This window comes from Mycobacterium colombiense, from assembly GCF_003284935.1.
GTDB classification, from domain to species: domain Bacteria; phylum Actinomycetota; class Actinomycetes; order Mycobacteriales; family Mycobacteriaceae; genus Mycobacterium; species Mycobacterium arosiense_A.
This window is the reverse complement of sequence record NZ_QMEV01000006.1, coordinates 51,068-71,888: the sequence shown is the minus strand read 5'-3', so window position 1 is coordinate 71,888 and position 20,821 is coordinate 51,068. Positions and strand designations below refer to the sequence as shown.

Sequence of the window (20,821 nt, the reverse complement as noted above, 5' to 3'; positions counted from 1 at the left end):
GTCAAGGGATCGTAAGAAAACCGCCACCGGACTGCCCCCGGGGCGCACGTTGAATTCATGACATTGCTGGACATCCTGCCGTCCCTCGGTCACGCGGCTCCCCCGCGTTTCGATCCCGCGATCTGGCCCATCACCGCCCACCCCGACGAACACGGCAGGCTGTGCGTCGGCGCGGTCCCTCTGGCCGACATCGCCGACGAGTTTCACACACCGGCCTACGTCATCGACGAAACCGACTTCCGGCATCGCGCCCGCCGCTACCGGCGGGCGCTGCGTGGCGCCGAGGTGGTCTACGCCGGAAAGTCGCTCCTGAGCACCGCCGTGGCCCGCTGGGCCCGCGACGAGGGTCTGGGCATCGACGTCTGCTCGGTCGGCGAGCTGGCCGTCGCGCTCGCCGGAGGCTTCGACCCGGCCCGCATCGTCATGCACGGCAATGCGAAATCACCCGAGGAGTTGCGCGAGGCGGTGCGCGTCGGCGTGGGGCGCATCGTGCTGGATTCCTGCATGGAGATCACGTACCTCGCCGGTCTGGCGCGGCGGCGCCAGCCGGTGCTCATCCGGGTGACCCCCGACATCGACATCCACGGACACCACGCCGTCACCACCGGCGTCAGCGACCAGAAATTCGGCTTCACCCTGACCGGCCACCACGCCGCCGAGGCCGTGCAGCGCGTGCTGGCGCACCCCATCCTCGACCTCGTCGGCCTGCACTGCCATATCGGGTCACAGGTCACCGACCCGGCGCTGTACGGCGAGGCGATCCGCCGGATGATCCCGGCGATGGCCGACATCCGGGCCCGGCACGGCGTCATCCTCACCGAGCTGAACATCGGCGGCGGGCACGCCGTCCCTTACGTCAGCGGCGATCGCGAGCTCGACCTCGAACAGCTGGCCGACGTCATCGAGGACGCCCTCGACGAGGCCTGCGCCGCCGAGCATTTCCCCCGCCCGCAGATCGTGGTGGAGCCGGGCCGGGCCATCAGCGGGCGGGCCGGCGTCACGCTGTATCGGGTGTGTTCGATCAAGACACAAGCCAACGGCCGCACCTTCGTCGCCGTCGACGGCGGCATGAGCGACAACCCGCGGGTGTCGTTGTACGGCGCGCGTTACGACATCGCGCTGGCGAACCGGCACCCGTTGGGCCTCAAGCAGCGCGTCACCGTGGCCGGCCGGCACTGTGAATCGGGCGACGAGATCGCCCGTGACGTCGAGCTTCCCGCCGACCTGCACCCCGGCGATCTGCTGGCCGTGGCCTGCACCGGCGCGTATCACCACAGCATGGCGTCGAACTACAACATGGTCGGGCGCCCCGCGCTGGTGGCGGTCAAGGACGGGCGGGCGCGCGAACTGGTCCGCAGGGAGACGGTTGCCGACCTGTTGGCCCGCGACTGCGGCTAGCTCGTCGCGGGAGGGTCGCCGGCCCTGCCGCTCGCCGAGCGTAAGCGCACTGCGGAAAATCCCGCCGAAAATCGCAGTGGGATTACGCTCGCGAACCTGGCCGGCTACTCGTCCTGTAAGCGGGGATCGGCTTCCAGGTGGGTCAGCCCGTTCCACATCAGGTTGACCAGGTGCGCGGCCACCACTTCTTTCTTGGGCTCGCGGGTGTCGAGCCACCACTGCGCGGTCATCGACACCGAGCCGACCAGCGCCTGCGCGTACAGCGGCGCCAGGCCGGGGTCCAGGCCGCGGCGGGAGAAGTCGCCGGCCAGGATGGAGCTGACCTGGTTGACGGCGTCGTTGAGCAGGCTGGAGTAGGTGCCCGAGCTGATCGCGGCCGGCGAGTCGCGGATCATGATCCGGAAGCCGTCGGTGCGCTCTTCGACGTAGGTGAGCAGCGCCAGCGCGACCCGCTCGACCCGGACCCGGGACCTGTTGTTGGTCAGCGACGACGTGATGCCGTCCAGCAGCGCGGACATCTCCCGGTCGACGACGACGGCGTACAGGCCTTCCTTGCCGCCGAAGTGCTCGTAGACGACCGGCTTGGACACGTTGGCGCGGAGCGCGATCTCCTCGATCGAGGTGCCTTCGTATCCGCGTTCGGCGAACAGCGTGCGCGCGATGCCGATCAGCTGTTGGCGGCGCTCGGTGCCGGTCATCCGCGCGCGCGGTGCCCGCACCTCTTTGTCCGGGTCCTTCTGCGTTTGGGGGTCCAGCACGGCCACGTCAATCAGCGTATCGGTCAGCGGCCCGCAAGCGGCCCGCATCGTCGTCGGACAGAGTCGAGATTTGTCCGATTCCTCATCGGCCCGCAAGCGGCCCGCATCGTCGTCGGACTAAAGTCTTCTTGGCGCGAGCGGTCCCAACCCGCCGCTCGGCGTGGGTTAGCGATCCGTCGTGGTGTAATCGGCAGCACCTCTGATTTTGGTTCAGATAGTTCAGGTTCGAGTCCTGGCGACGGAGCCCAGTTGCTCATTGCGATATCCCATCGTTTTTGCCTTCACCGCAGCTGAGGTGACACGCTTGACGGCGTGTCGGCGCTTCCGCGCGCAGCCCGCGCGGACAAACCCAACGAGGAGGGTTGATGTCGTCTCCAGGTGACACCGCGGTCCTGGTGCTAGCGGCCGGGCCCGGCACCCGGATGCGGTCGGACACCCCGAAAGTCCTGCACACCATCGGTGGGCGCAGCATGCTGGCCCACCTGCTGCACGCGATCACCAAGGTGGCTCCCCAGCACCTGGCCGTCGTGCTGGGCCATGACCACGAACGCATCGCGCCGCTGGTCGCCGACTGGGCCGACGCCCTGGGCCGTCCCATCGACGTGGCGCTGCAGGACCGGCCCCGCGGCACCGGCGACGCGGTCCTGTGCGGGCTGTCCGCGCTGCCCGCCGACTACGCCGGGGTCCTCGTCGTCACCTCGGGCGACACGCCGCTGCTGGACGCCGACACCCTGGCGGACCTGATCGCCTCCCACAGCGCGGCGCCGGCCGCGGTGACCGTGCTGACCACGACGGTGAGCGACCCGTCCGGCTACGGGCGCATCCTGCGCACGCAGGACAACGAGGTGATGGCGATCGTGGAACACGCCGACGCCACGCCCTCGCAGCGCGAGATCCGTGAGGTCAACGCCGGCGTCTACGCCTTCGACACCGCGGCGCTGCGCTCGGCGCTGGACCGGTTGAGCTCCAACAACGCCCAGCAGGAGCTCTACCTCACCGACGTCATCGCCATCCTGCGCGGCGACGGCCTGGCCGTCCACGCCCGCCACGTCGAAGACAGCGCGCTGGTGGCCGGCGTCAACAACCGGGTTCAACTCGCGCAGCTGGGCGCCGAACTCAACCGCCGCATCATCGCGGGCCACCAGATGGCCGGCGTCACCGTCGTCGACCCGGCCACCACCTGGGTCGACGTCGACGTCACCATCGGTCGCGACACCGTCATCCACCCCGGCACGCAGCTGCTGGGCCGCACCCAGGTCGGCGAACATTGCGTCGTCGGCCCCGACACCACCCTGATCGACGTCAGCGTCGGCGACGGCGCCTCGGTGGTGCGCACCCACGGCACGTCGTCGTCCATTGGGGCCGGCGCCACCGTGGGCCCCTTCACCTACCTGCGGCCGGGCACCGTGCTGGGCGACGACGGCAAACTCGGCGCGTTCGTCGAGACCAAGAACGCCACCATCGGCACCGGCTCGAAGGTGCCGCACCTGACCTACGTCGGGGACGCCGACATCGGCGAACACAGCAACATCGGCGCGTCCAGCGTGTTCGTCAACTACGACGGCGAATCGAAGCGGCGGACCACCATCGGCTCGCACGTGCGCACCGGCTCCGACACCATGTTCGTGGCGCCGGTGACGGTCGGCGACGGCGCCTACACCGGCGCCGGCACCGTGGTGCGCGAGGACGTCCCCCCCGGGACGCTGGCGGTTTCCGCGGGCCCGCAGCGCAACATCGAAGGTTGGGTGCACCGCAAGCGCCCCGGCAGTGCGGCCGCGCAGGCGGCCGAGGCCGCCGAGAAAGCCGCCGGTCAGGCCGCCCCGCAGGTCTCCCAGTCCGGCCCCCCGCCAGAAGCCGACTAGACACCGTGAATTTGGTAGCTGGCAACCCGGCCGCATTTCCGTACGATTCGCTTCGTACGATGGGGCCTTCCATCCCCCACCCCGATATGGCGAGGGCAGTGCGTTGAGCCACGACTGGACCGATAACCGCAAAAATTTGATGCTTTTCTCCGGCCGTGCGCATCCGGAGCTGGCCGAGCAGGTGGCCAAAGAGCTCGACGTCCACGTCACCGCTCAGACCGCGCGCGAGTTCGCCAACGGCGAGATCTTCGTGCGGTTCCACGAATCCGTTCGCGGCTGCGACGCGTTCGTCCTGCAATCGGCCCCGGATCCGGTCAACAACTGGCTGATGGAACAGCTGATCATGATCGACGCCCTCAAGCGGGGCAGCGCCAAGCGGATCACCGCGGTCATGCCGTTCTACCCGTACGCCCGGCAGGACAAGAAGCACCGCGGCCGCGAACCGATCTCGGCGCGGCTGGTCGCCGACCTGCTCAAGACCGCGGGGGCCGACCGGATCGTCACCGTGGACCTGCACACCGACCAGATCCAGGGCTTCTTCGACGGGCCCGTCGACCACATGCGCGGGCAGAACCTGCTGACCGGCTACATCCGCGACAACTATCCCGACGGCAACATGGTGGTCGTCTCGCCCGACTCCGGCCGGGTGCGCATCGCCGAGAAATGGGCCGACGCGCTGGGCGGCGTCCCGCTGGCCTTCATTCACAAGACCCGCGACCCGCGGGTGCCCAACCAGGTGGTGTCCAACCGAGTCGTCGGCGAGGTGGCCGGACGCACCTGCGTGCTGATCGACGACATGATCGACACCGGGGGCACCATCGCCGGCGCCGTCAAGTTGCTGCGCGACGAAGGTGCCGGTGACGTGATCATCGCGGCCACCCACGGTGTGCTCTCCGATCCTGCCGCCGAGCGGCTGGCCGCCTGCGGCGCCCGGGAAGTGATCGTGACGAACACCCTGCCCATCGGCGAGGAGAAGCGGTTCCCGCAGCTGACCGTGCTGTCCATCGCGCCGCTGCTGGCCAGCACCATCCGTGCGGTCTTCGAAAACGGCTCGGTCACAGGCCTTTTCGATGGGGACGCCTAGATGGCCGATTCCGTCATCTATCACAACCCCAAATGCAGCACCTCCCGCAAGACGCTGGATTTGTTGCGCGACAACGGCATTGAGCCCACCGTCGTCCAATACCTGAAGACCCCGCCGTCGCGCTCCGAGCTGGTGAAGATGATCCGCGACGCAGGCATCGACGTACGCACAGCCGTGCGCAAGCGCGAATCCCTGTATGACGAGCTCAATCTCGCCGAGGCCACCGATGACCAGCTGCTCGACGCCATGGTCGAACACCCCATCCTCATCGAACGACCCTTCGTCGTCACACCGAAGGGCACCCGGTTGGCCCGCCCGATCGACGCGGTCCGCGAGATTCTGTGATTCGGCTCGGCCCCCCGGTGGCCGCCGCCGCGATCGTTGCGGCGGCTTTCACGTCCGGAGGCTGTGCACCCAAACCGCCTGACTACGATTCGATCCTGTCGAAGACGTCGACGGCCACGACGACCAAGCCCGCCGAGAAACCGGTTCCGCTGTCGCAGTATCTGCAAAGCATCGGGGTGACCGGGGAACCGGTGGCGCCGGGATCGCTCACCGATCTGACGGTGTCGATACCGACGCCGCCGGGCTGGGCGCCCTTCACCAGTCCGAACATCAGCCCGCAAACCTTGATCATCTCCCAGGGTGGCAAATTCCCGACGGCGCGGCTGGTGGTGTTCAAGCTCAACGGTGAGTTCGATCCGGCCCAGGTGATCAAGCACGGCAACGACGACGCGCAACTGTTCCAGAACTTCAAGCAGCTGGACGCCTCGGGGGCGCCCTACAACGGCTTCCCCTCGTCGATGATCCAGGGCAGCTACGACCTCGAGGGTGGCATGCGGCTGCACAGCTGGAACCGCATCGTCATCGCGACGGGGTCACCCCCCGCCCACCAGCGTTACCTGGTGCAGCTGACCATCACCGGCTTCGCCAATCAGGCCGCCGCGCAGTCGCAGGACATCAACGCGATCATTCACGGATTCGTCGTCGCGGCGAAGTAGCGGCCCTGCGCCTGGGCGCCCTCGGCCATTAGTGTTGTCACCCATGACAGGCTGGACCGCCGCAGATCTGCCCTCGTTCGCCGAACGCACCGTCATCATCACCGGCGCCAACAGCGGGCTGGGCGCCGTGACCGCCCGCGAGCTGGCGCGCCGCGGGGCCACGATCATCATGGCCGTACGCGATATCCGCAAGGGCGAGACCGCCGCCCGCCGGATGGCCGGTCGGGTCGAGGTCCGCGAGCTCGATCTGCAGGACCTGTCGTCGGTGCACCGGTTCGCCGACGGGGTGAGCAACGCCGACGTGCTGATCAACAACGCCGGCATCATGGCCGCCCCCTTCGGGCTGACGGTCGACGGCTTCGAGACGCAGATCGGCACCAATCACCTCGGTCACTTCGCGCTGACCAACTTGTTGCTGCCCAAGCTGACCGATCGGGTGGTGACGGTGTCGTCGATGGCGCACTGGCCCGGCAGCATCAACCTCGACGATCTGAACTGGCAGAACCGCCGGTACTCGCCGTGGCTGGCCTACAGCCAGTCCAAGCTCGCCAACCTGCTGTTCACCAGCGAGCTGCAGCGCCGCCTCACCGCCGCCGGTTCCCCGCTGCGCGCGCTCGCCGCCCACCCCGGCTACTCGCACACCAATTTGCAGGGCGCTTCCGGGCGCAAGCTGGGTGACACGCTGATGTCGGCCGTCACGCGGGTGGTCGCCACCAACGCGGATTTCGGCGCCCGCCAAACGCTGTACGCGGCGTCCCAGGATCTGCCCGGGGACACCTTCGTCGGCCCCCGCTTCGGCCAGTGGGGCCGCACCCAACCGGTCGGGCGCAGCCGGCGCGCCCGGGACACCGCCACCGCCGCGGCGCTGTGGTCGCTGTCCGAGCAGCTCACCAAGACCAAGTTCCCTCTCTGAGTCCCGTCGGTCCCAGCGGCCCCACCCGCCCCTGGCCGGAGACATGAGCGTTGTGCCCGCCTTCGAGCGACAACCGGGGGTGGTTGCCGCCGCTGCCCCCGAGTTGTCGCTCGGAGGCGGGCACTTGCACCCATCCCCCGGCCGAGTGACAGAAGTGACACCCGCGCACCGCGGGGCGGCCGGTCGCCCACCGAATTTCCCCTCTGAGGTGCGGATGCGCTAACCTGACCGGGCGTCACGGCGAGGGTGGCTGGCTGGCCAGCACCGTTATCGACGGAGACCGACGAATCGTCGCGACCCGGCCGTGCCCCGAAACACAGGCGAGCACACAGGAGCGACAAGATGGCCAAGCAAGCCCTCAACCAGTTGAAGGTCGCGGTTCGCGGCGAGACCGGCAAGGGCGCGTCCCGGCGAGCCCGCCGCGACGGCAAGATCCCGGCCGTCCTCTACGGCCACGGCGCCGACCCGCAGCACCTGGAGCTGCCCGGCCATGACTTCGCCGCGGTGCTGCGTCACGCCGGCACCAACGCCGTGCTGACCCTCGACATCGAGGGCAAGGAGCAGCTGGCCCTGACCAAGTCGCTCGACATCCACCCCATCCGCCGCACCATTCAGCACGCGGACCTGCTGGTCGTGCGTCGCGGCGAGAAGGTCGTCGTCGAGGTCCGCGTCGTCATCGAGGGCGAGCCCGTGTCCGGCACGCTGGTGACCCAGGACGCCAGCACCATCGAGATCGAGGCCGACGCCCTGTCGATTCCCGAGCAGCTGGCGGTGTCGGTCGAGGGCGCCGAGCCGGGCACCCAGTTCACCGCCGGACAGATCACCCTGCCCAGCGGGGTCAACCTGATCTCCGACCCCGAGACCCTGGTGGTCAACGTGGTCACCGCGCCGACTGCCGAGGACCTCGCCGAAGAGGGCGCGGGCGAGGTCAGCGAGGAAGCCGCGGCCTCCGAGGCCGAAGAAGGGGCCGAGGCCGGCGACGAAGAGGCCGCCGAAGCCGAGTCCGAGTAGGCGGATCACAACGTGGCCGAGCCGTTGCTGGTGGTCGGCCTGGGCAACCCCGGAGACAACTACGCGCGGACCCGGCACAACGTCGGGTTCATGGTCGCCGATCTGCTCGCGGCCCGGATGGGTTCGAAATTCAAGGCGCACAAGCGGTCCGGCGCGGAGATCGTCAGCGGCCGGCTCGCCGGGCGCTCGGTGGTGGTGGCCAAGCCCCGCTGCTACATGAACGAATCCGGCCGTCAGGTCGGCCCGTTGGCGAAGTTCTACTCGGTGCCCCCGGGCGACCTCATCGTCATCCACGACGACCTCGACTTGGACTTCGGGCGCATCCGGCTCAAGATCGGTGGCGGCGAAGGCGGCCACAACGGCCTGCGTTCGGTCGCTAACGCCTTGGGCAGCAAGGACTTTCAGCGAGTCCGCATCGGCATAGGCCGCCCGCCGGGACGCAAAGACCCGGCGGCGTTCGTGTTGGAGGCCTTCAGCGCCACCGAGCGCGCCGAAGTTCCCACCATCTGCGAGCAGGCCGCCGACGCGACCGAGTTGCTGATCGAAGTGGGACTGGAGCCCGCGCAGAACCAGGTCCACGCCTGGTAGCCGGGCCGACCCGGATTACGTCACCAGGCTGACGGAGGTGGATCGGCGCAGCTTGCCCGACGGCGTCTTCGGGATGGTCCCCGGTCCGAGCACCACCACGTTGCGCGGCCGCACGTCGACCTCGGCCACGACCTCCCGGGCGACCTGGTGCTCGATGCGGCGCACCTCGGCCTGATCCTGGAAGGCGTTGGACTCCACGGCCACGGCGAACGTCTCGCGGGAGTGCCCGGCGTCCAGGCGCACCGCCACGGCGCAGCCGGGCCGCACGCCCTCGACGCGGCAGGCGGCGCGCTCGATGTCGGTGGGATAGATGTTGCGGCCCGCCATGATGATGACGTCCTTGACGCGGCCGCAGACCACGACGTGGCCCTCCTCGGTCAGGTAGCCCAGGTCACCGGTGTCGTACCAGCCGTTCTCGTCCTGGGCCGAGATGAAACCGCCCATGGTCAGGTAGCCGGGCGTCAGCGACTCGCCGCGCAGCTCGATGACGCCGACGCCGCGCGCGGGCATCACGTCGCCGTTCTCGTCGATGATGCGCGCCTCGAGGTCCTGCAGCAGCGGCCCGAGGGTGGCCAGCCGGCGGGTGTTGCCCTTGGTGGCCGGGACGGCGCGGCGCAGGGCAGCCAGCAGGTCGGCGTCGACCTCGTCGACCACCAGGCCGGCGTCGCACTCCGAAAACGACACGGCCAGCGTGGTTTCGGCCATGCCGTAGGCGGGCAGGATCGCCGAGGGCCGCAGGCCGAACGGCTTGCCGGCGTCGAGCAGGTCCTCGACGTCGGCGGGTTCGACGGGCTCGGCGCCGGACAACGCGAACCGCAGGGTGGACAGGTCGAAGTCGCCGGGCTTGGCGTTGCGGCGCAGCCTCTTGGCCAGCAGCGCGTAGGCGAAGTTGGGCGCCGCGGTCATGGTGCCCTTGTACTTGTCGATGAGCTTGGCCCACAGCAGCGTGTCGCGCAGGAAGTCCATCGGGGTGACCTTGACCAGCTCGGCGCCGAAGTACATCGGAATGGTCAGGAAGCCGACCATGCCCATGTCGTGGAAGCAGGGCAGCCAGCTGACCATGACGTCCTTGGTGACGTCGTACTGGGCGCCGATGAACATCGCCTCGGCGTTGGAGTAGATGTTGCGGTGGGTGATCTGCACGGCTTTGGGCGAGCCGGTGGATCCCGACGTCAGCTGCATCAACGCGAGCGCGTCCTCGCCGACCTCGACAGGGTCGATCGGCTCCGCGGCGAGCAGGTCGGCGACCGTGACGACCTGGATGCCCTTCTCCTCCAGGACCGGGATGGCCACCAGGAAGGGCTCCGAGACGACGACGGCCTTCGCCTCGATCATGCCGATGACGTTCATGGTGTCCTCGGCCCACACGGCCAGGTCGGTGCGCGGCGTGGGCTGGTGCAGCATGGTCAGGCTGGCGCCGCGCATCCACAGGCCCTGCGCCGTCGGCGCGATCTCCACCGGATAACCGGCGAGCACGCCGACCGCGTCGCCGGGCCCGATGCCCGCGGCGGCCAGGCCACCCGCGATGCGGCGCGCGCGCTCGTGGACCTCGCCCCAGGTGTGGCGGACCGGTTCGTGGGGTTCACCGGTGACCATGCCCGTCGTCACGGACTGGGCATTGCGGTACATCTTCTCGGTAAACCTGCTCACAGAGTCCTCCTCGGTTCCAGCCCACGTCCCCACGCCCGGAATCTCATATTCCGCCCGCCGGGTAACACTTCGCCGCAAGTACGCAAACACGGTTGGGCGGCGGTTAGGTCTCGGATCGGTGATGCGTCCACACCCGCCGTATTCAGGCGGCGCTCGCTGGTCCGATGAGCGCGAACCGGGCCCGGAAAAGCTCCTTGGGGCCCATGAATCGATCGTCCGCCGGAGCGCCCGGCGGACGATGGAATTAAGTGATCTTGCTCAACACTTCCCGTCACCGCGGATTATCTTAAACTCCTCTTAGGGACGCGCCAAACCAATGCGCAAAATGGGGAAAGATTCACACCTCGGTGGGTGCGGGGACGACCCGCGCGCCGGCCACCGGGCCGCTGGCGACCCGCACCGTGCGGCACACCCCCGCCCCCGACACCTCGGTGCCGACGTCAACCGCCGCGGCCGCCGACGGACACAGGAAGGCACACGTCGGGCCCGACCCGGACACGATGCCCGCCAGCGCCCCGGCCTCCACCCCCGCGCGCAACGTCCGCCGCAGGCCCGGATTCAGACTCACCGCCGCGGCCTGCATCTCATTGCCCAACAGCGGGGCCAACTGCTCGGCGTCGCCGGCGGCGAGGGCGGCCAGCACCGGCCCGGGGGCGGGCAGCCGAGGCGGATCCCCCGCCTCGCGCAGCCGGTCCAGTTCGGTGAACACCGCCGGCGTCAGCAGCTCGCTGTCGGCGAACGCCAACACCCAGTGAAAGGTGTTGCGGGACAACACCGTCGCCAACTCCTCACCGCGGCCGGTGCCCAACGCGGTACCGCCGTGCAGCGCGAACGGCACGTCGCTGCCCAACCGCGCGGCCAGCGCGCGCAGGTCGCGGCGCGGCACGTTGAGTTCCCACAGCGAGTTCATCGCGACCAGCACCGCCGCGGCGTCGGCGCTGCCACCGGCCATGCCGCCGGCCACCGGGATGGACTTGTCGATCACGATCGACACGTCCGGCGCCCGGCCGACGTGTTCGGCCATCAGCTCGGCGGCCTGCCAAGCCAGGTTGCGTTCGTCGGTGGGCAGCTTCTCGGCGCCTTCCCCGACGATGTCGAGCGACAGCACATCGGCATTGCGGACCGTCACCTCGTCGAGCAGCGAAACGGCCTGGAAGATGGTGTTCAGCTCGTGGTAGCCGTCCTCGCGGCGGTCACCGACCGCCAGGTAGAGGTTGACTTTTCCGGGCACCCGAACGGTGACCGACCCGGTGGGCACCCACTGCGCGGCGGTATTGCCGTCAGACGCGGACACCGCAGCAGACTATCGCTGCCGGGGGCCAACCACACGCAGCGGCGCCCGGGCGGCCCGCCGTCAGCCGGCGGAGGCGCCCTGTTCGGCGGTCCGGCCGGCGGCCTCGGGCGTCGTGTGGGGGCGTTCGGCGGAGCGCTGCCACAACCGCACGAAGTCGTCGATCGACAGCGTCTCCCCGCGGCGCGCCGGGTCGATACTGGCGGCCAGCAACCGATCCGCGGACTCGTTGCCGGAGCCGGCCCAGTCGACGAACGCGTTGCGGCACGTCTTGCGCCGCTGCCCGAACGCGATGTCGACCAGTTCGAAGACGTGGCGCCGGAAGGCCTCGTCGGTGGGCCACGGCGAGGTGTCGTACCGGTCGATGCGCACCAGCCCGGAGTAGACGCGCGGGATCGGCCAGAAGACCGTCGGCGACACCGTGCCGCAGCGACGGACCCGGCCGAAGAAGCGCACCTTGACGCTGGGCACGCCGTACTCCTTGCCCCCGGGCTCGGCGGCCAGGCGCTCGGCGACCTCGGCCTGCACCATGACCGTCACCGTGTGAATGGACGGGAACTCGGCGAGCAGATGCAACAGCGCCGGGACGGCGACGTTGTACGGCAGGTTGGCGACTACCGCTGTCGGTCCCGTGGCCACCTCGTCGCGGCGAAGGGTCAGGACGTCGCGGTGGACCACCGTCAGGCGCTGGCTCTCGCTGGTGGAATGCTCGGCGACCGTCTGGGGCAGCCGCTCGGCCAGCACCGGGTCGATTTCGACGGCGGTGACGGCGGCGCCGCGGTCGAGCAAGGCCAGGGTCAGCGACCCCAGACCCGGACCGACTTCCAGGACATGGTCAGACCGGCTCACCCCGGAGGTCGAGACTATCCGGCGCACCGTGTTGGCGTCGTGGACGAAATTCTGGCCGAGCGATTTCCGTGGCCGAAATTCGAGTTCTTTGGCCAGCCGCCTGATCTCGGTGCGCCCGAGTAGCCGGATGGTCAGCGTGCACCAGCTCTTCCGCTGCACACTGGCCACGCACCCCAACCCTGGCGCTCTCGGGTCACCTCGGCGACGGTGATCTGCTCCTCGCGGGTGGCGAGGTCGGCGCGGGCGGCGAACCGCAACCCGCCGTTTCGCTCCCACGTGCCCTGGTCGAACTGCACACCGCCGTAATACCCGTTGCCGGTGTTGATAGCCCAGTTTCCGCCGGCTTCACAACCCGCGATCGCGTCCCAGATGGAGCCGTCGCTGACCGGAGGAACCTCGGTGCCGGGCTTGGTGCCGATGCGGACCACGGAGTCGCGGGCGGGCGTGATCACCGTGTTGGCGATCGGCAGCCGGCCGGTCTCGACGCCGTTGACCGTGGCCACCGAGAAGGTGACGTCCTGCGTGCCGGGGCTGCCCGGATCCTCGACGACCTGGCGGCTCATGTTCAGGCCCGGATCTTCGATGCGACGGGCGTTGGGCGGCAGCGGGATTCGCTCGGTGACCTGCTGGATCCGGTTGCGCGTCACCTGCACTTCCATGCCGTCGACGATCGGCGCCGACGCCGCGGGCACCACCTGGTCGCTGTCGAGCAGCGGCGCGCCGGCGGCGCTGAGCAGGCCGGCGACGTTCGGGGCCGCCAGATGCACCGTGCGGATCGCACCGGCGTCGTTGATGCGGACGGTCTTGGCGCTGACCACGGGCAGCGCCATGCCGGCCAGCGGAACGCGGCTGCCGCGGTTGGCCGCGGCCGGGGCGGTGTCGGTCATCGCCAGCTGGGCCAGCGCCTCGTCGACGGTGGATGCGGTGGTCCACACCTGCTTGGTGTCGTGGCCGTCCAGCGAGATCTGCAGCGGGCGGCTGCGCCGCAGCACGATCTTGCCGGCGTCGTGAACCGCGACATCGCCCGCGGGATACAGGTCGTCACGCTCGTCGATGGCAAAGCCGTTCTCTTCGACGACGTCGATGACACGGAACTTCATGGTGGTGACCTTCATGGCGACCCCGTCGACGGTCAACGTCACCGTCTTGCACACCGAAACCGCGTATCCGCCCGCGAATGCCAGGACTACCAGCAGCCCTCCGACTACGAGCCGCAACATCGGCGAAGGATTCTGATGAAGTTTTGTCAATACATTCAACGCGCGCTACCCAACCCTCAACAACCCACTCATTCAGCAGCAAGTCACAAATTAGGGGCCCGTGGGCCCCACCGTTCGATCACAAGACGGTAACGAACCGGTCAATGTTGGGCAACTCCGACGCGGCGATGTTAAAGGAATCGCCTGGTCGTTTACGTCACACTGTGACCAATCCGTACACCCGTTGAGCATTGGCCGTTGTTATCTCGGCCAGCTCTTCCGGGCGACGATCCACCAGTTCGGCGATCGCCCGAACAGTATAAGGAAGGCAATACGGCTCATTCGCCGTCCCCCGATAGGGATGCGGCGTCAAGAATGGCGCATCGGTTTCCACCAGGAGCTGCTCGGGCGGTATCAGCGGGACGGCTTCGCGCAGGGCGTGCGCGTTGCGAAAGCTCGCGGTGCCCGACAGGCTCAGCAGCCACCCGGCGTCCACGCAGCGGCGGGCCATGGCCGCGTCGGAGGAAAAGCAGTGGAAGATCACGGCGTCGGGGGCGCCCTCGGCCGCGAGCACGTCGAGCACTTCGGAGTCGGCGTCCCGGTTGTGGATCATCAGCGGTTTGCCGCAGCGCTTGGCCAGGTCGATGTGCCAGGCGAAGGCCTCCCGCTGCACGGCCGGCTCGGCGCACCCGTCCAGCCGCCCGGGCCAGTAGAGGTCCAGGCCGGTCTCGCCGACGGCCACCACCCGGGGATGGGCCACCAGTCGCTCGATTTCGGCCCGGGCGGCCTCGTCGAGCGCGCCGGCCCGGGTGGGGTGCAACGCCACCGCCGCGTAGACCCGCGGGTCCCACTCGGCCGCGCGCGTCACCCAGCGCGCCGAGTCCAGGTCGTCGGCGATCGTGACGACGGCGCCCACCCCGACCGCCGCGGCGCGGTCCACGATGGCCCGCACCCCCTCGGCTCCCATATCCGGGCCGGCGCCGCACGCGTCCAGGTGCGTGTGCGCGTCGACGAGCGGGCGCAACGGTTCGGGGGCCGGGGGTGGCTGACGTTTGGAGCTCACGCGCACACACTATGGGCCCACAAATAAGGTTGAGGGCGATGAGGCCCTATTACGTCACCACCGCGATCACTTACCCCAATGGCGATCCGCACATCGGGCACGCGTACGAGTACATCGCGACCGACGCGATCGCCCGGTTCAAGCGGCTCGACGGGTTCGATGTGCGGTTTCTGACCGGCACCGACGAGCACGGCCTCAAGATGGTGGAAACCGCCGCGGCCGAGGGCATCCCGACCGCCGAGCTGGCCCGGCGCAACTCCGACGTGTTCCAGCGGCTGCAGGAGCGGTTGAACATCTCCTTCGACCGCTTCATCCGCACCACCGATCCCGACCACCACGAGGCGTCCAAGGAGATCTGGCGCCGGATGTCGGCGGCCGGTGACATCTACCTGGACAGCTACGCGGGCTGGTATTCGGTGCGCGACGAACGGTTCTTCGTCGAATCGGAAACCACACTCCTCGACGACGGCACCCGGCTGGCCGTGGAGACGGGTGCCCCGGTGACCTGGACCGAGGAGCAGACCTACTTCTTCCGGCTCTCGGCCTACACCGACAAGCTGCTGGCCCACTACGAGGCGAACCCGGACTTCATCGCGCCCGAGGTGCGACGCAACGAGGTGGTCAGCTTCGTCTCGGGCGGCCTGCGCGACCTGTCCATCTCGCGCACCTCATTCGACTGGGGCGTGCAGGTGCCCGAGCACCCCGACCACGTGATGTACGTGTGGGTCGACGCCCTGACCAACTACCTGACCGGCGTCGGCTACCCGGACACCGAATCCGAGCGGTTCCGGCGCTATTGGCCGGCCGACCTGCACATGATCGGCAAGGACATCATCCGGTTCCACACCGTGTACTGGCCCGCGTTTCTGATGTCGGCCGGAATCGAGCTGCCACGAAGGGTTTTCGCGCACGGGTTCCTGCTGAACCGCGGCGAGAAGATGAGCAAGTCGGTGGGCAACGTCGTGGACCCAGTGAATCTGATCGAGGAGTTCGGCGTCGACCAGGTGCGCTACTTCCTGTTGCGGGAGGTCCCGTTCGGCCAGGACGGCAGCTTCAGCGACGAGGCCATCGTCACCCGGATCAACTCCGACCTGGCCAACGAACTGGGCAACCTGGCCCAGCGGTCGTTGTCGATGATCGCCAAGAACCTGGACGGGATCGTGCCCGAACCCGGTGAGCTCGACGCCGCCGACACCGAGTTGCTCGCGGCGGCCGACGGTTTGTTGGAACGCGTACGGGCCAGCTTCGACTCGCAGGCCATGCATCTGGCCCTGGAAGCGATCTGGCTGATGCTCGGCGAGGCCAACCGGTACTTCTCGGCGCAGCAGCCGTGGGTGTTGCGCAAAAGCGAGTCCGAGGCGGATCAGGTCAGGTTTCGTACGGTCCTGTACGTCACCTGCGAGGCGGTGCGCATCGCCGCGCTGCTGGTCCAGCCCGTCATGCCGGAATCGGCCGGCAAGCTGCTGGATCTGCTCGGACAGGCCCAAGACCAGCGAGCGTTCGCCGCGGTCGAAACCCGCCTGGCGCCCGGCACGGCGCTGCCCGCCCCCACCGGCGTGTTCCCCCGCTACCAGGTCGAGTGAGCGGACCGCTCAAAGCCCCGTGACCAGCGGCCGAAGACCGCACAATTCGGTTGAAGAGCAAGCGGGTTCGATGGCACGGCCGATGCATCTGTGCCGCTTTGGACAATGTGTCCAACATAACTTCTGGCATAGACCATAATCTTCGGTGTGGAACGACGCCAGAACAGGCAAAAGAGCCAATCGCCGATGACGACCTTGAAGGAGCTGCCCGCGCTGGTTGTGCTGGAGCGGATCCCGGTTCCGGTGCTGGCCATCGGAGACGACGGCAGTATCTTGTTCGCCAACACCGCATTTGCCGACATGATGGGCTACGAGCCGGAAGAGACGTTGTCGCTGCGATTCGAACAGATCTTCCATCAGGCCCCCGCCTCGGACTCGCTGTTGGCGACGGTTCACGCGCTGGCGAACATGGTCGTCGAACTGGCGCACAAGGACGGCTCGGTCGTGCGCGCGATGATGAGCAAGTCCGCCGTGCGGCGGGTGGACGATCAGTTCGCCCTGGCGGCGTTCCAGGACCTGACCGAACAGCTCTGGGAAGAAGCGCGCTAGGCCCCTATCGGCGGCGCGCGCCGGCCGCGGTCCGCCGCCGCGGCAGGGCGCCGCAGACCGTGAGCCGGAAGTAGTCGAACGTGGCGTTGCCGCCCACGGCCAGCCGCGGCAACGCCAGCGGGTCGCATCGGCGATCGGCCAATCCCGGTGTGGTGGACAAGGCCCAGCGCACCCCGCGGCGGCGCAAGACGTCCTTGGCCCGGGCGTCGAAATCCTGCAGCCGGCCATTCGGATAGGCGAAAACGATTGGCCTGGCGCCGGTTTCACGCTCGAGCGCCGCGCAGGAATCGGCGATCTCCCGCTCGATCTTGTCGTCGTCGCACCGGGCCAGGATGGGGTGGGTCACGGTGTGCGGATACAGCGTCACCAGCGGGTCACGAACCATGTCCCGCACGTGCTCCCACGTGAGCATCCGGAAGGGGCCGGCGTCAGCGTCGTCCCGATATCCGAGTGCGGCCAAGAGCTGGTCCAGCGCGGCGACGCGGTCGGTGTCGGCGATGTTTTTCAGCGCCTCGACGGCCGTCGCGTAGACGCGGCCACGCCGGGCGTCACCGTCGAGCGAGCGCGTCCCCAATCCCAGTGCGGCCAAGTCGACTTCGGCCGCGGTGGTGTGGGCGATCGCCAGCCAAAGCCGGTCGGGCCACAGGGTTTCACCGGTGCCGATCGGGCCCGTCGCCAGGAACACCGCCGCGGGCAGGTCCAGCTCGCGCAGCACCGGCATCGCGTGTGTCGCGAGGTTGCGGGTGCCGTCGTCGAAGGTGATCGCCACCGCGCGTGGCGGCAACGTCCCGGCGGCAAGCGCGGCCAGCGCTTCCTCGAGCGCGAGCACGTTGAAGTGCTCACGCAGGTACTCCAATTGGCGGCGGTACATCGCCATGTCGCCGACATGCCAGCAGGGCGGCGACGGCGGCTCGTCTTCGACACCGTGAAACATCACGATGGCGAGCACGTCGCGGTGTCGTCGCCGTGCGAGCGCCGGAACACCGGCGGCACACAGCACCGCGGCCGCGATGTTCTTGATGGCCGGACGCATCCCGACGCCCGCGATTCGCGCCATCAAGGGTCAAACGCTATCGGCGCCGCCATGATTCGCGCCTGACCCGCCACAGGATCACCCCTGCGCCGACGATGGCCACGGCGACCCAGCCCGCGCCGAACCAGTACAGCCAGTCGAGGTTGGAATGACCCGCCGATCCCCCGCCATTGGCCGCACCCGCGGCCAACGGCGGGTGGTCGACGGTCACCGGGTCTTGCCCGGGAACCGACACCACGGCAACGCCTTTGAGCCGCTGCCAGTGTTTGTTGTTGTCGCTTTTGAGCCACCTGATCAGCTCGTCAAGCTGCCCGGGCGCTCCGTTGGACGTCGCGACCAGCAGCGACCGTCCATGGTTGAAAACCGTTTGGAGAGAAGCGAATCGCAGCACCGGGTCCAACGTCAGCTTGGCGGGCTTGTCACCGGCGCCGACGGCGCTGACGGTGATCGGCCCGCTGGGTCCGGCGGCCACCGGGAGCGTCACGTCGGACTGGTTCCATCCGTCGGCGGAAATCAGCAGTGCGGGATCGGAGGAGTCGATCGCCTGCTTGACCCCGGTGACGGTGGTGTCGATCGGGACCGAACTGATTCGCTGCAGGCCCACCATGATGTCGAGCGCGCGCACGGTGTCGATGAACGAGTGCTCGGCGATGCCGACCTGAACGCGGGGCATCAGGGTTTGCGGCATCGATTGGAACCCGTCTGGCATCGGTGGCGCGGCGGGGCTGCTCTCAACCGTGCTGTCGCCGTTGATGTTCAGGGTCAGCAGCTGATTCCCCGGTCCGGCGGTGTAGAAGTCGCCGCAGTGTCCGACGTTGCTCGCCACGTCGAGTACCAGCTCGAGGTTGGTGTAGCGCTGCAGCAACCGGTCCGGCACGTCGAGCCAGCGGTCGATGGTGCCGTGGCCGTCGGTGGGCCAGTGGTCGATGGTCTCCGGCCCGATCGTCACCGCGATCTGACCAACGCCGTTGTTCGACGTCGGGGTGTACGACCCCTGCAGATGCACCCGCACCGAGTGGATGGATCGGCCAAACCTGGTCTGGTCCACCCCGATCGACACTCGCGGTTGCAGCGAGGTCGAGTTGGCGAAGGGCTGTCCGAGCTCGCGCAGCGAGGTCGTATTGCCGGGTAGTTGCACTTTGGGCTTCGGCGAGTCTAGCGCGGCCTTCGACGACAGGGCCAGCTCCGACACGTCGCTGAACAACGCGGCCGTGTCCGAATCGTCGGTGCGGTTCAGCGGGCCCGACATCAGCAGCCACGGCACGCCGGAGGAGCCTTGCAGCGAAAGCCCGTTGTCCGGGCCTTCTTTGACGACGATCTGGCGCTCCAGCGATTGCGGCGGCGTTGGCGGCGAGTTCTGCCCTTCCTGCAACGGGATCACCGTGATGTCGGGGGCTTGCTTGCCGTAGTGCGCGGCGGCGGAGGCGGCGAGTTGAATTGCCGTGTCGGACTCGGCCGTCGACGGCGACTGCGGCAGATAGATGCTCAGCTTCCGAAGCACCGGCGGCAGGAAATGGGCCACCGTGGTGGGCGGCAGTTCGGTCCCCGTGTAGGTGACCGTTCCGTTGGTCAGACGCAGGGGGCTCTCCTGGTACAGGCAGTATCCGTCGACCGGAACCAGGTATGCGTGCACGGTGACGGTCAGCCAATTGTCGTTGACTTCCGCCCCGGCCAACGGGATGGCGATCGGTGTCTGATCGGCGGTGGGCAGGTTCAGCCTCGCAAGGGTGCGGTCCCCCTGTGTCACGGTGATCATCCCCGACCGCAGATTGATCGGCAGTTCGACCGTCGTATTCAGAGCCGCCGGCGTCAAGCCATGCAGCACCGGCACGGTCAGCTGCTGGCTGCTCGTCAGTCCCCAGAACTCCAGCGCCGCGGCGGACCCGACGTCGAGCAGCGACAAGGTGGTGGTCGTCGAGTCCGTCGATGGGGCCGGGTCGGCCGGCGCAGCCCACGAAGCCGGAGCACTCATCAACACGAATCCGAAGACACCGGCCAGTGCGATTATTCGGCGGAGAGATTTCCGGTACATCACCGGAACAGTATGCATTGTTCAAAGCGCTTCTACCCCAATAACGGAATCGCCGTCGCGGCGACCGCGAAAAGGCATCTCGCAACGCCTCTTCGAGGTCTTGCGTCGCCTCGGCACCCGCTATCGGCGGGCCCTATTCGGTTTCCGATTCCGTCGTGGCGTCCTCGCGCGATGCCCTGGCGGCGACATGGCGCATTTCTTCGCGCCGGAGGAATTGCTGGAAGTAGGGCAGCGACGCTTCGGAGACAACACCCGGGAGGAGCAGGTTCCATATCTGATGCAGACGTGCGGTGGGGTCGCCGACGATGTCGCCGATCCTGTCGTGGCTGGATATCGCGTTGGCTACCAACCGAGCCCCGAAGATGTTGCCGATGACCGAGGCGCTCAGCACGTCGGGATCGATGTCGTTGCGGAGGTCTCCCTCATTGATCGCCCGCCGGGCCTCTTGCGCCGTATCCAGCACCAAGTTGGCGTAGAAGCGCGAGGCCGCGGCGTTGAATCCGCTTAGCGCTGTGGCCAATTGCGCGGCCGCGCGCGCCATTTTGTCCGCGCTCAACACCTCGACGATCGTGAACGTGCCGTGCAGCAAGTTCTCCAGCCCGGGCGAGGACGATCCGCAGACATTGCGGAAAGCGCTGAGAAGGGTGTCGGAGCCTTCCTCGATGATGTTCGAGGCCAACGATTCTTTCGAATCGAAATGGTGATAGAGGGCGCCCTTGGTCATTCCGGTCCGCTCGATGATGGTGCTCCATCCGGCGGCGGCGTATCCGACATCGCTGAACACTTCGATCGCGGAGTCCAGGATCTTGCGGCGAGTGGCTTCAGAGCGAACTTGGCGCGCCACGGTGCACGCACCTCCGGGGTCTCATCGCATGCGCAGGACGCTCATCTGGTTCCACATTGCCCGCAAGACGGCCCACAGTATCAGTCATTACAGCGATCGGCCCCTGCAAGCTG

19 protein-coding genes and 1 tRNA gene are annotated in these 20,821 nt (G+C 68.2%); 11 read left to right on the top strand and 9 right to left on the bottom strand.

Translation table 11 applies throughout. The features are described 5' to 3' along the window. The first annotated feature begins 57 nt into the window (after positions 1-57). Complete coding sequence (gene lysA / locus DQP57_RS04980) at positions 58-1,398, top strand: diaminopimelate decarboxylase (protein WP_112631936.1); 1,341 nt, start codon at positions 58-60, stop codon at positions 1,396-1,398. A 104-nt stretch (positions 1,399-1,502) separates the two neighbouring features. Here the strand turns inward: lysA and DQP57_RS04975 are convergent, their stop codons facing one another. Then, positions 1,503-2,096: a TetR/AcrR family transcriptional regulator gene (locus DQP57_RS04975; RefSeq protein ID WP_133259221.1), complete on the bottom strand. Its 594-nt coding sequence runs from the start codon at positions 2,094-2,096 to the stop codon at positions 1,503-1,505. Positions 2,097-2,328: 232 nt separating this feature from the next. Here DQP57_RS04975 and DQP57_RS04970 point away from each other — a divergent pair. The 8 genes from DQP57_RS04970 to pth all read left to right on the top strand — a co-directional run bounded on the left by DQP57_RS04970 (position 2,329) and on the right by pth (position 8,615). Beyond that, positions 2,329-2,400: transfer RNA gene (locus DQP57_RS04970), tRNA-Gln, on the top strand. 121 nt (positions 2,401-2,521) lie between these two features. Then, positions 2,522-4,018, top strand: a complete 1,497-nt coding sequence (gene glmU / locus DQP57_RS04965) for a bifunctional UDP-N-acetylglucosamine diphosphorylase/glucosamine-1-phosphate N-acetyltransferase GlmU (RefSeq protein WP_112631935.1) — start codon at positions 2,522-2,524, stop codon at positions 4,016-4,018. A gap of 103 nt (positions 4,019-4,121) precedes the next feature. Further along, the gene (locus tag DQP57_RS04960) at positions 4,122-5,102 is read left to right on the top strand and encodes a ribose-phosphate diphosphokinase (protein WP_064878996.1); all 981 of its coding nucleotides are present in this window, start codon (positions 4,122-4,124) and stop codon (positions 5,100-5,102) included. Beyond that, positions 5,103-5,447, top strand: a complete 345-nt coding sequence (arsC, locus tag DQP57_RS04955) for an arsenate reductase (glutaredoxin) (protein WP_112631934.1) — start codon at positions 5,103-5,105, stop codon at positions 5,445-5,447. After that, positions 5,444-6,103 carry an LpqN/LpqT family lipoprotein gene (locus tag DQP57_RS04950; protein ID WP_112631933.1) on the top strand — a complete coding sequence of 220 codons (660 nt, stop codon included), beginning with the start codon at positions 5,444-5,446 and terminating at the stop codon, positions 6,101-6,103. The genes arsC and DQP57_RS04950 overlap by 4 nt, the downstream gene beginning before the upstream one ends. 43 nt (positions 6,104-6,146) lie before the next feature. Then, positions 6,147-7,016 (top strand): oxidoreductase, encoded by an 870-nt coding sequence (locus DQP57_RS04945; protein ID WP_112631932.1) that lies wholly within the window; start codon positions 6,147-6,149, stop codon positions 7,014-7,016. A 342-nt stretch (positions 7,017-7,358) separates the two neighbouring features. Then, positions 7,359-8,027: a 50S ribosomal protein L25/general stress protein Ctc gene (locus tag DQP57_RS04940; protein ID WP_112631931.1), complete on the top strand. Its 669-nt coding sequence runs from the start codon at positions 7,359-7,361 to the stop codon at positions 8,025-8,027. Positions 8,028-8,039: 12 nt separating this feature from the next. Beyond that, positions 8,040-8,615, top strand: coding sequence for an aminoacyl-tRNA hydrolase (gene pth, locus DQP57_RS04935; RefSeq protein ID WP_112631930.1), 576 nt, complete (start codon positions 8,040-8,042; stop codon positions 8,613-8,615). 15 nt (positions 8,616-8,630) lie between these two features. Here pth and DQP57_RS04930 read toward each other — a convergent pair whose 3' ends face one another. From DQP57_RS04930 to DQP57_RS04905, 5 genes are all read right to left on the bottom strand, one after another. After that, positions 8,631-10,265: a fatty acyl-AMP ligase gene (locus tag DQP57_RS04930; RefSeq protein ID WP_112631929.1), complete on the bottom strand. Its 1,635-nt coding sequence runs from the start codon at positions 10,263-10,265 to the stop codon at positions 8,631-8,633. A gap of 337 nt (positions 10,266-10,602) precedes the next feature. After that, entirely contained in the window at positions 10,603-11,559 is a 957-nt protein-coding gene (locus DQP57_RS04920) for a 4-(cytidine 5'-diphospho)-2-C-methyl-D-erythritol kinase (protein WP_205869041.1), read from the bottom strand. A 60-nt stretch (positions 11,560-11,619) separates the two neighbouring features. Then, a complete protein-coding gene (gene rsmA / locus DQP57_RS04915) occupies positions 11,620-12,573 on the bottom strand; it encodes a 16S rRNA (adenine(1518)-N(6)/adenine(1519)-N(6))-dimethyltransferase RsmA (protein ID WP_112631928.1) in 954 nt (317 codons plus the stop codon). Then, complete coding sequence (locus tag DQP57_RS04910) at positions 12,537-13,664, bottom strand: resuscitation-promoting factor (protein ID WP_205869040.1); 1,128 nt, start codon at positions 13,662-13,664, stop codon at positions 12,537-12,539. Before DQP57_RS04910 ends, rsmA begins: the two co-directional genes overlap by 37 nt. Positions 13,665-13,821: 157 nt before the next feature. Next, positions 13,822-14,673 (bottom strand): TatD family hydrolase, encoded by an 852-nt coding sequence (locus DQP57_RS04905; RefSeq protein WP_112631926.1) that lies wholly within the window; start codon positions 14,671-14,673, stop codon positions 13,822-13,824. Between the two features lie 32 nt (positions 14,674-14,705). On the opposite strand from DQP57_RS04905, the gene metG reads away from it, so the two are divergent. Then, positions 14,706-16,250: a methionine--tRNA ligase gene (gene metG / locus DQP57_RS04900; protein WP_112631925.1), complete on the top strand. Its 1,545-nt coding sequence runs from the start codon at positions 14,706-14,708 to the stop codon at positions 16,248-16,250. 186 nt (positions 16,251-16,436) lie between these two features. Then, positions 16,437-16,799, top strand: coding sequence for a PAS domain S-box protein (locus DQP57_RS04895; protein WP_051445841.1), 363 nt, complete (start codon positions 16,437-16,439; stop codon positions 16,797-16,799). Between the two features lie 4 nt (positions 16,800-16,803). Here the strand turns inward: DQP57_RS04895 and DQP57_RS04890 are convergent, their stop codons facing one another. The 3 genes from DQP57_RS04890 to DQP57_RS04880 all read right to left on the bottom strand — a co-directional run bounded on the left by DQP57_RS04890 (position 16,804) and on the right by DQP57_RS04880 (position 20,708). Next, the gene (locus tag DQP57_RS04890) at positions 16,804-17,856 is read right to left on the bottom strand and encodes a polysaccharide deacetylase family protein (RefSeq protein ID WP_112631924.1); all 1,053 of its coding nucleotides are present in this window, start codon (positions 17,854-17,856) and stop codon (positions 16,804-16,806) included. Between the two features lie 13 nt (positions 17,857-17,869). Beyond that, entirely contained in the window at positions 17,870-19,882 is a 2,013-nt protein-coding gene (locus tag DQP57_RS04885; protein WP_112631923.1) for a hypothetical protein, read from the bottom strand. A 115-nt stretch (positions 19,883-19,997) separates the two neighbouring features. After that, complete coding sequence (locus tag DQP57_RS04880) at positions 19,998-20,708, bottom strand: TetR/AcrR family transcriptional regulator (RefSeq protein WP_112631922.1); 711 nt, start codon at positions 20,706-20,708, stop codon at positions 19,998-20,000. Positions 20,709-20,821: the final 113 nt, after the last annotated feature.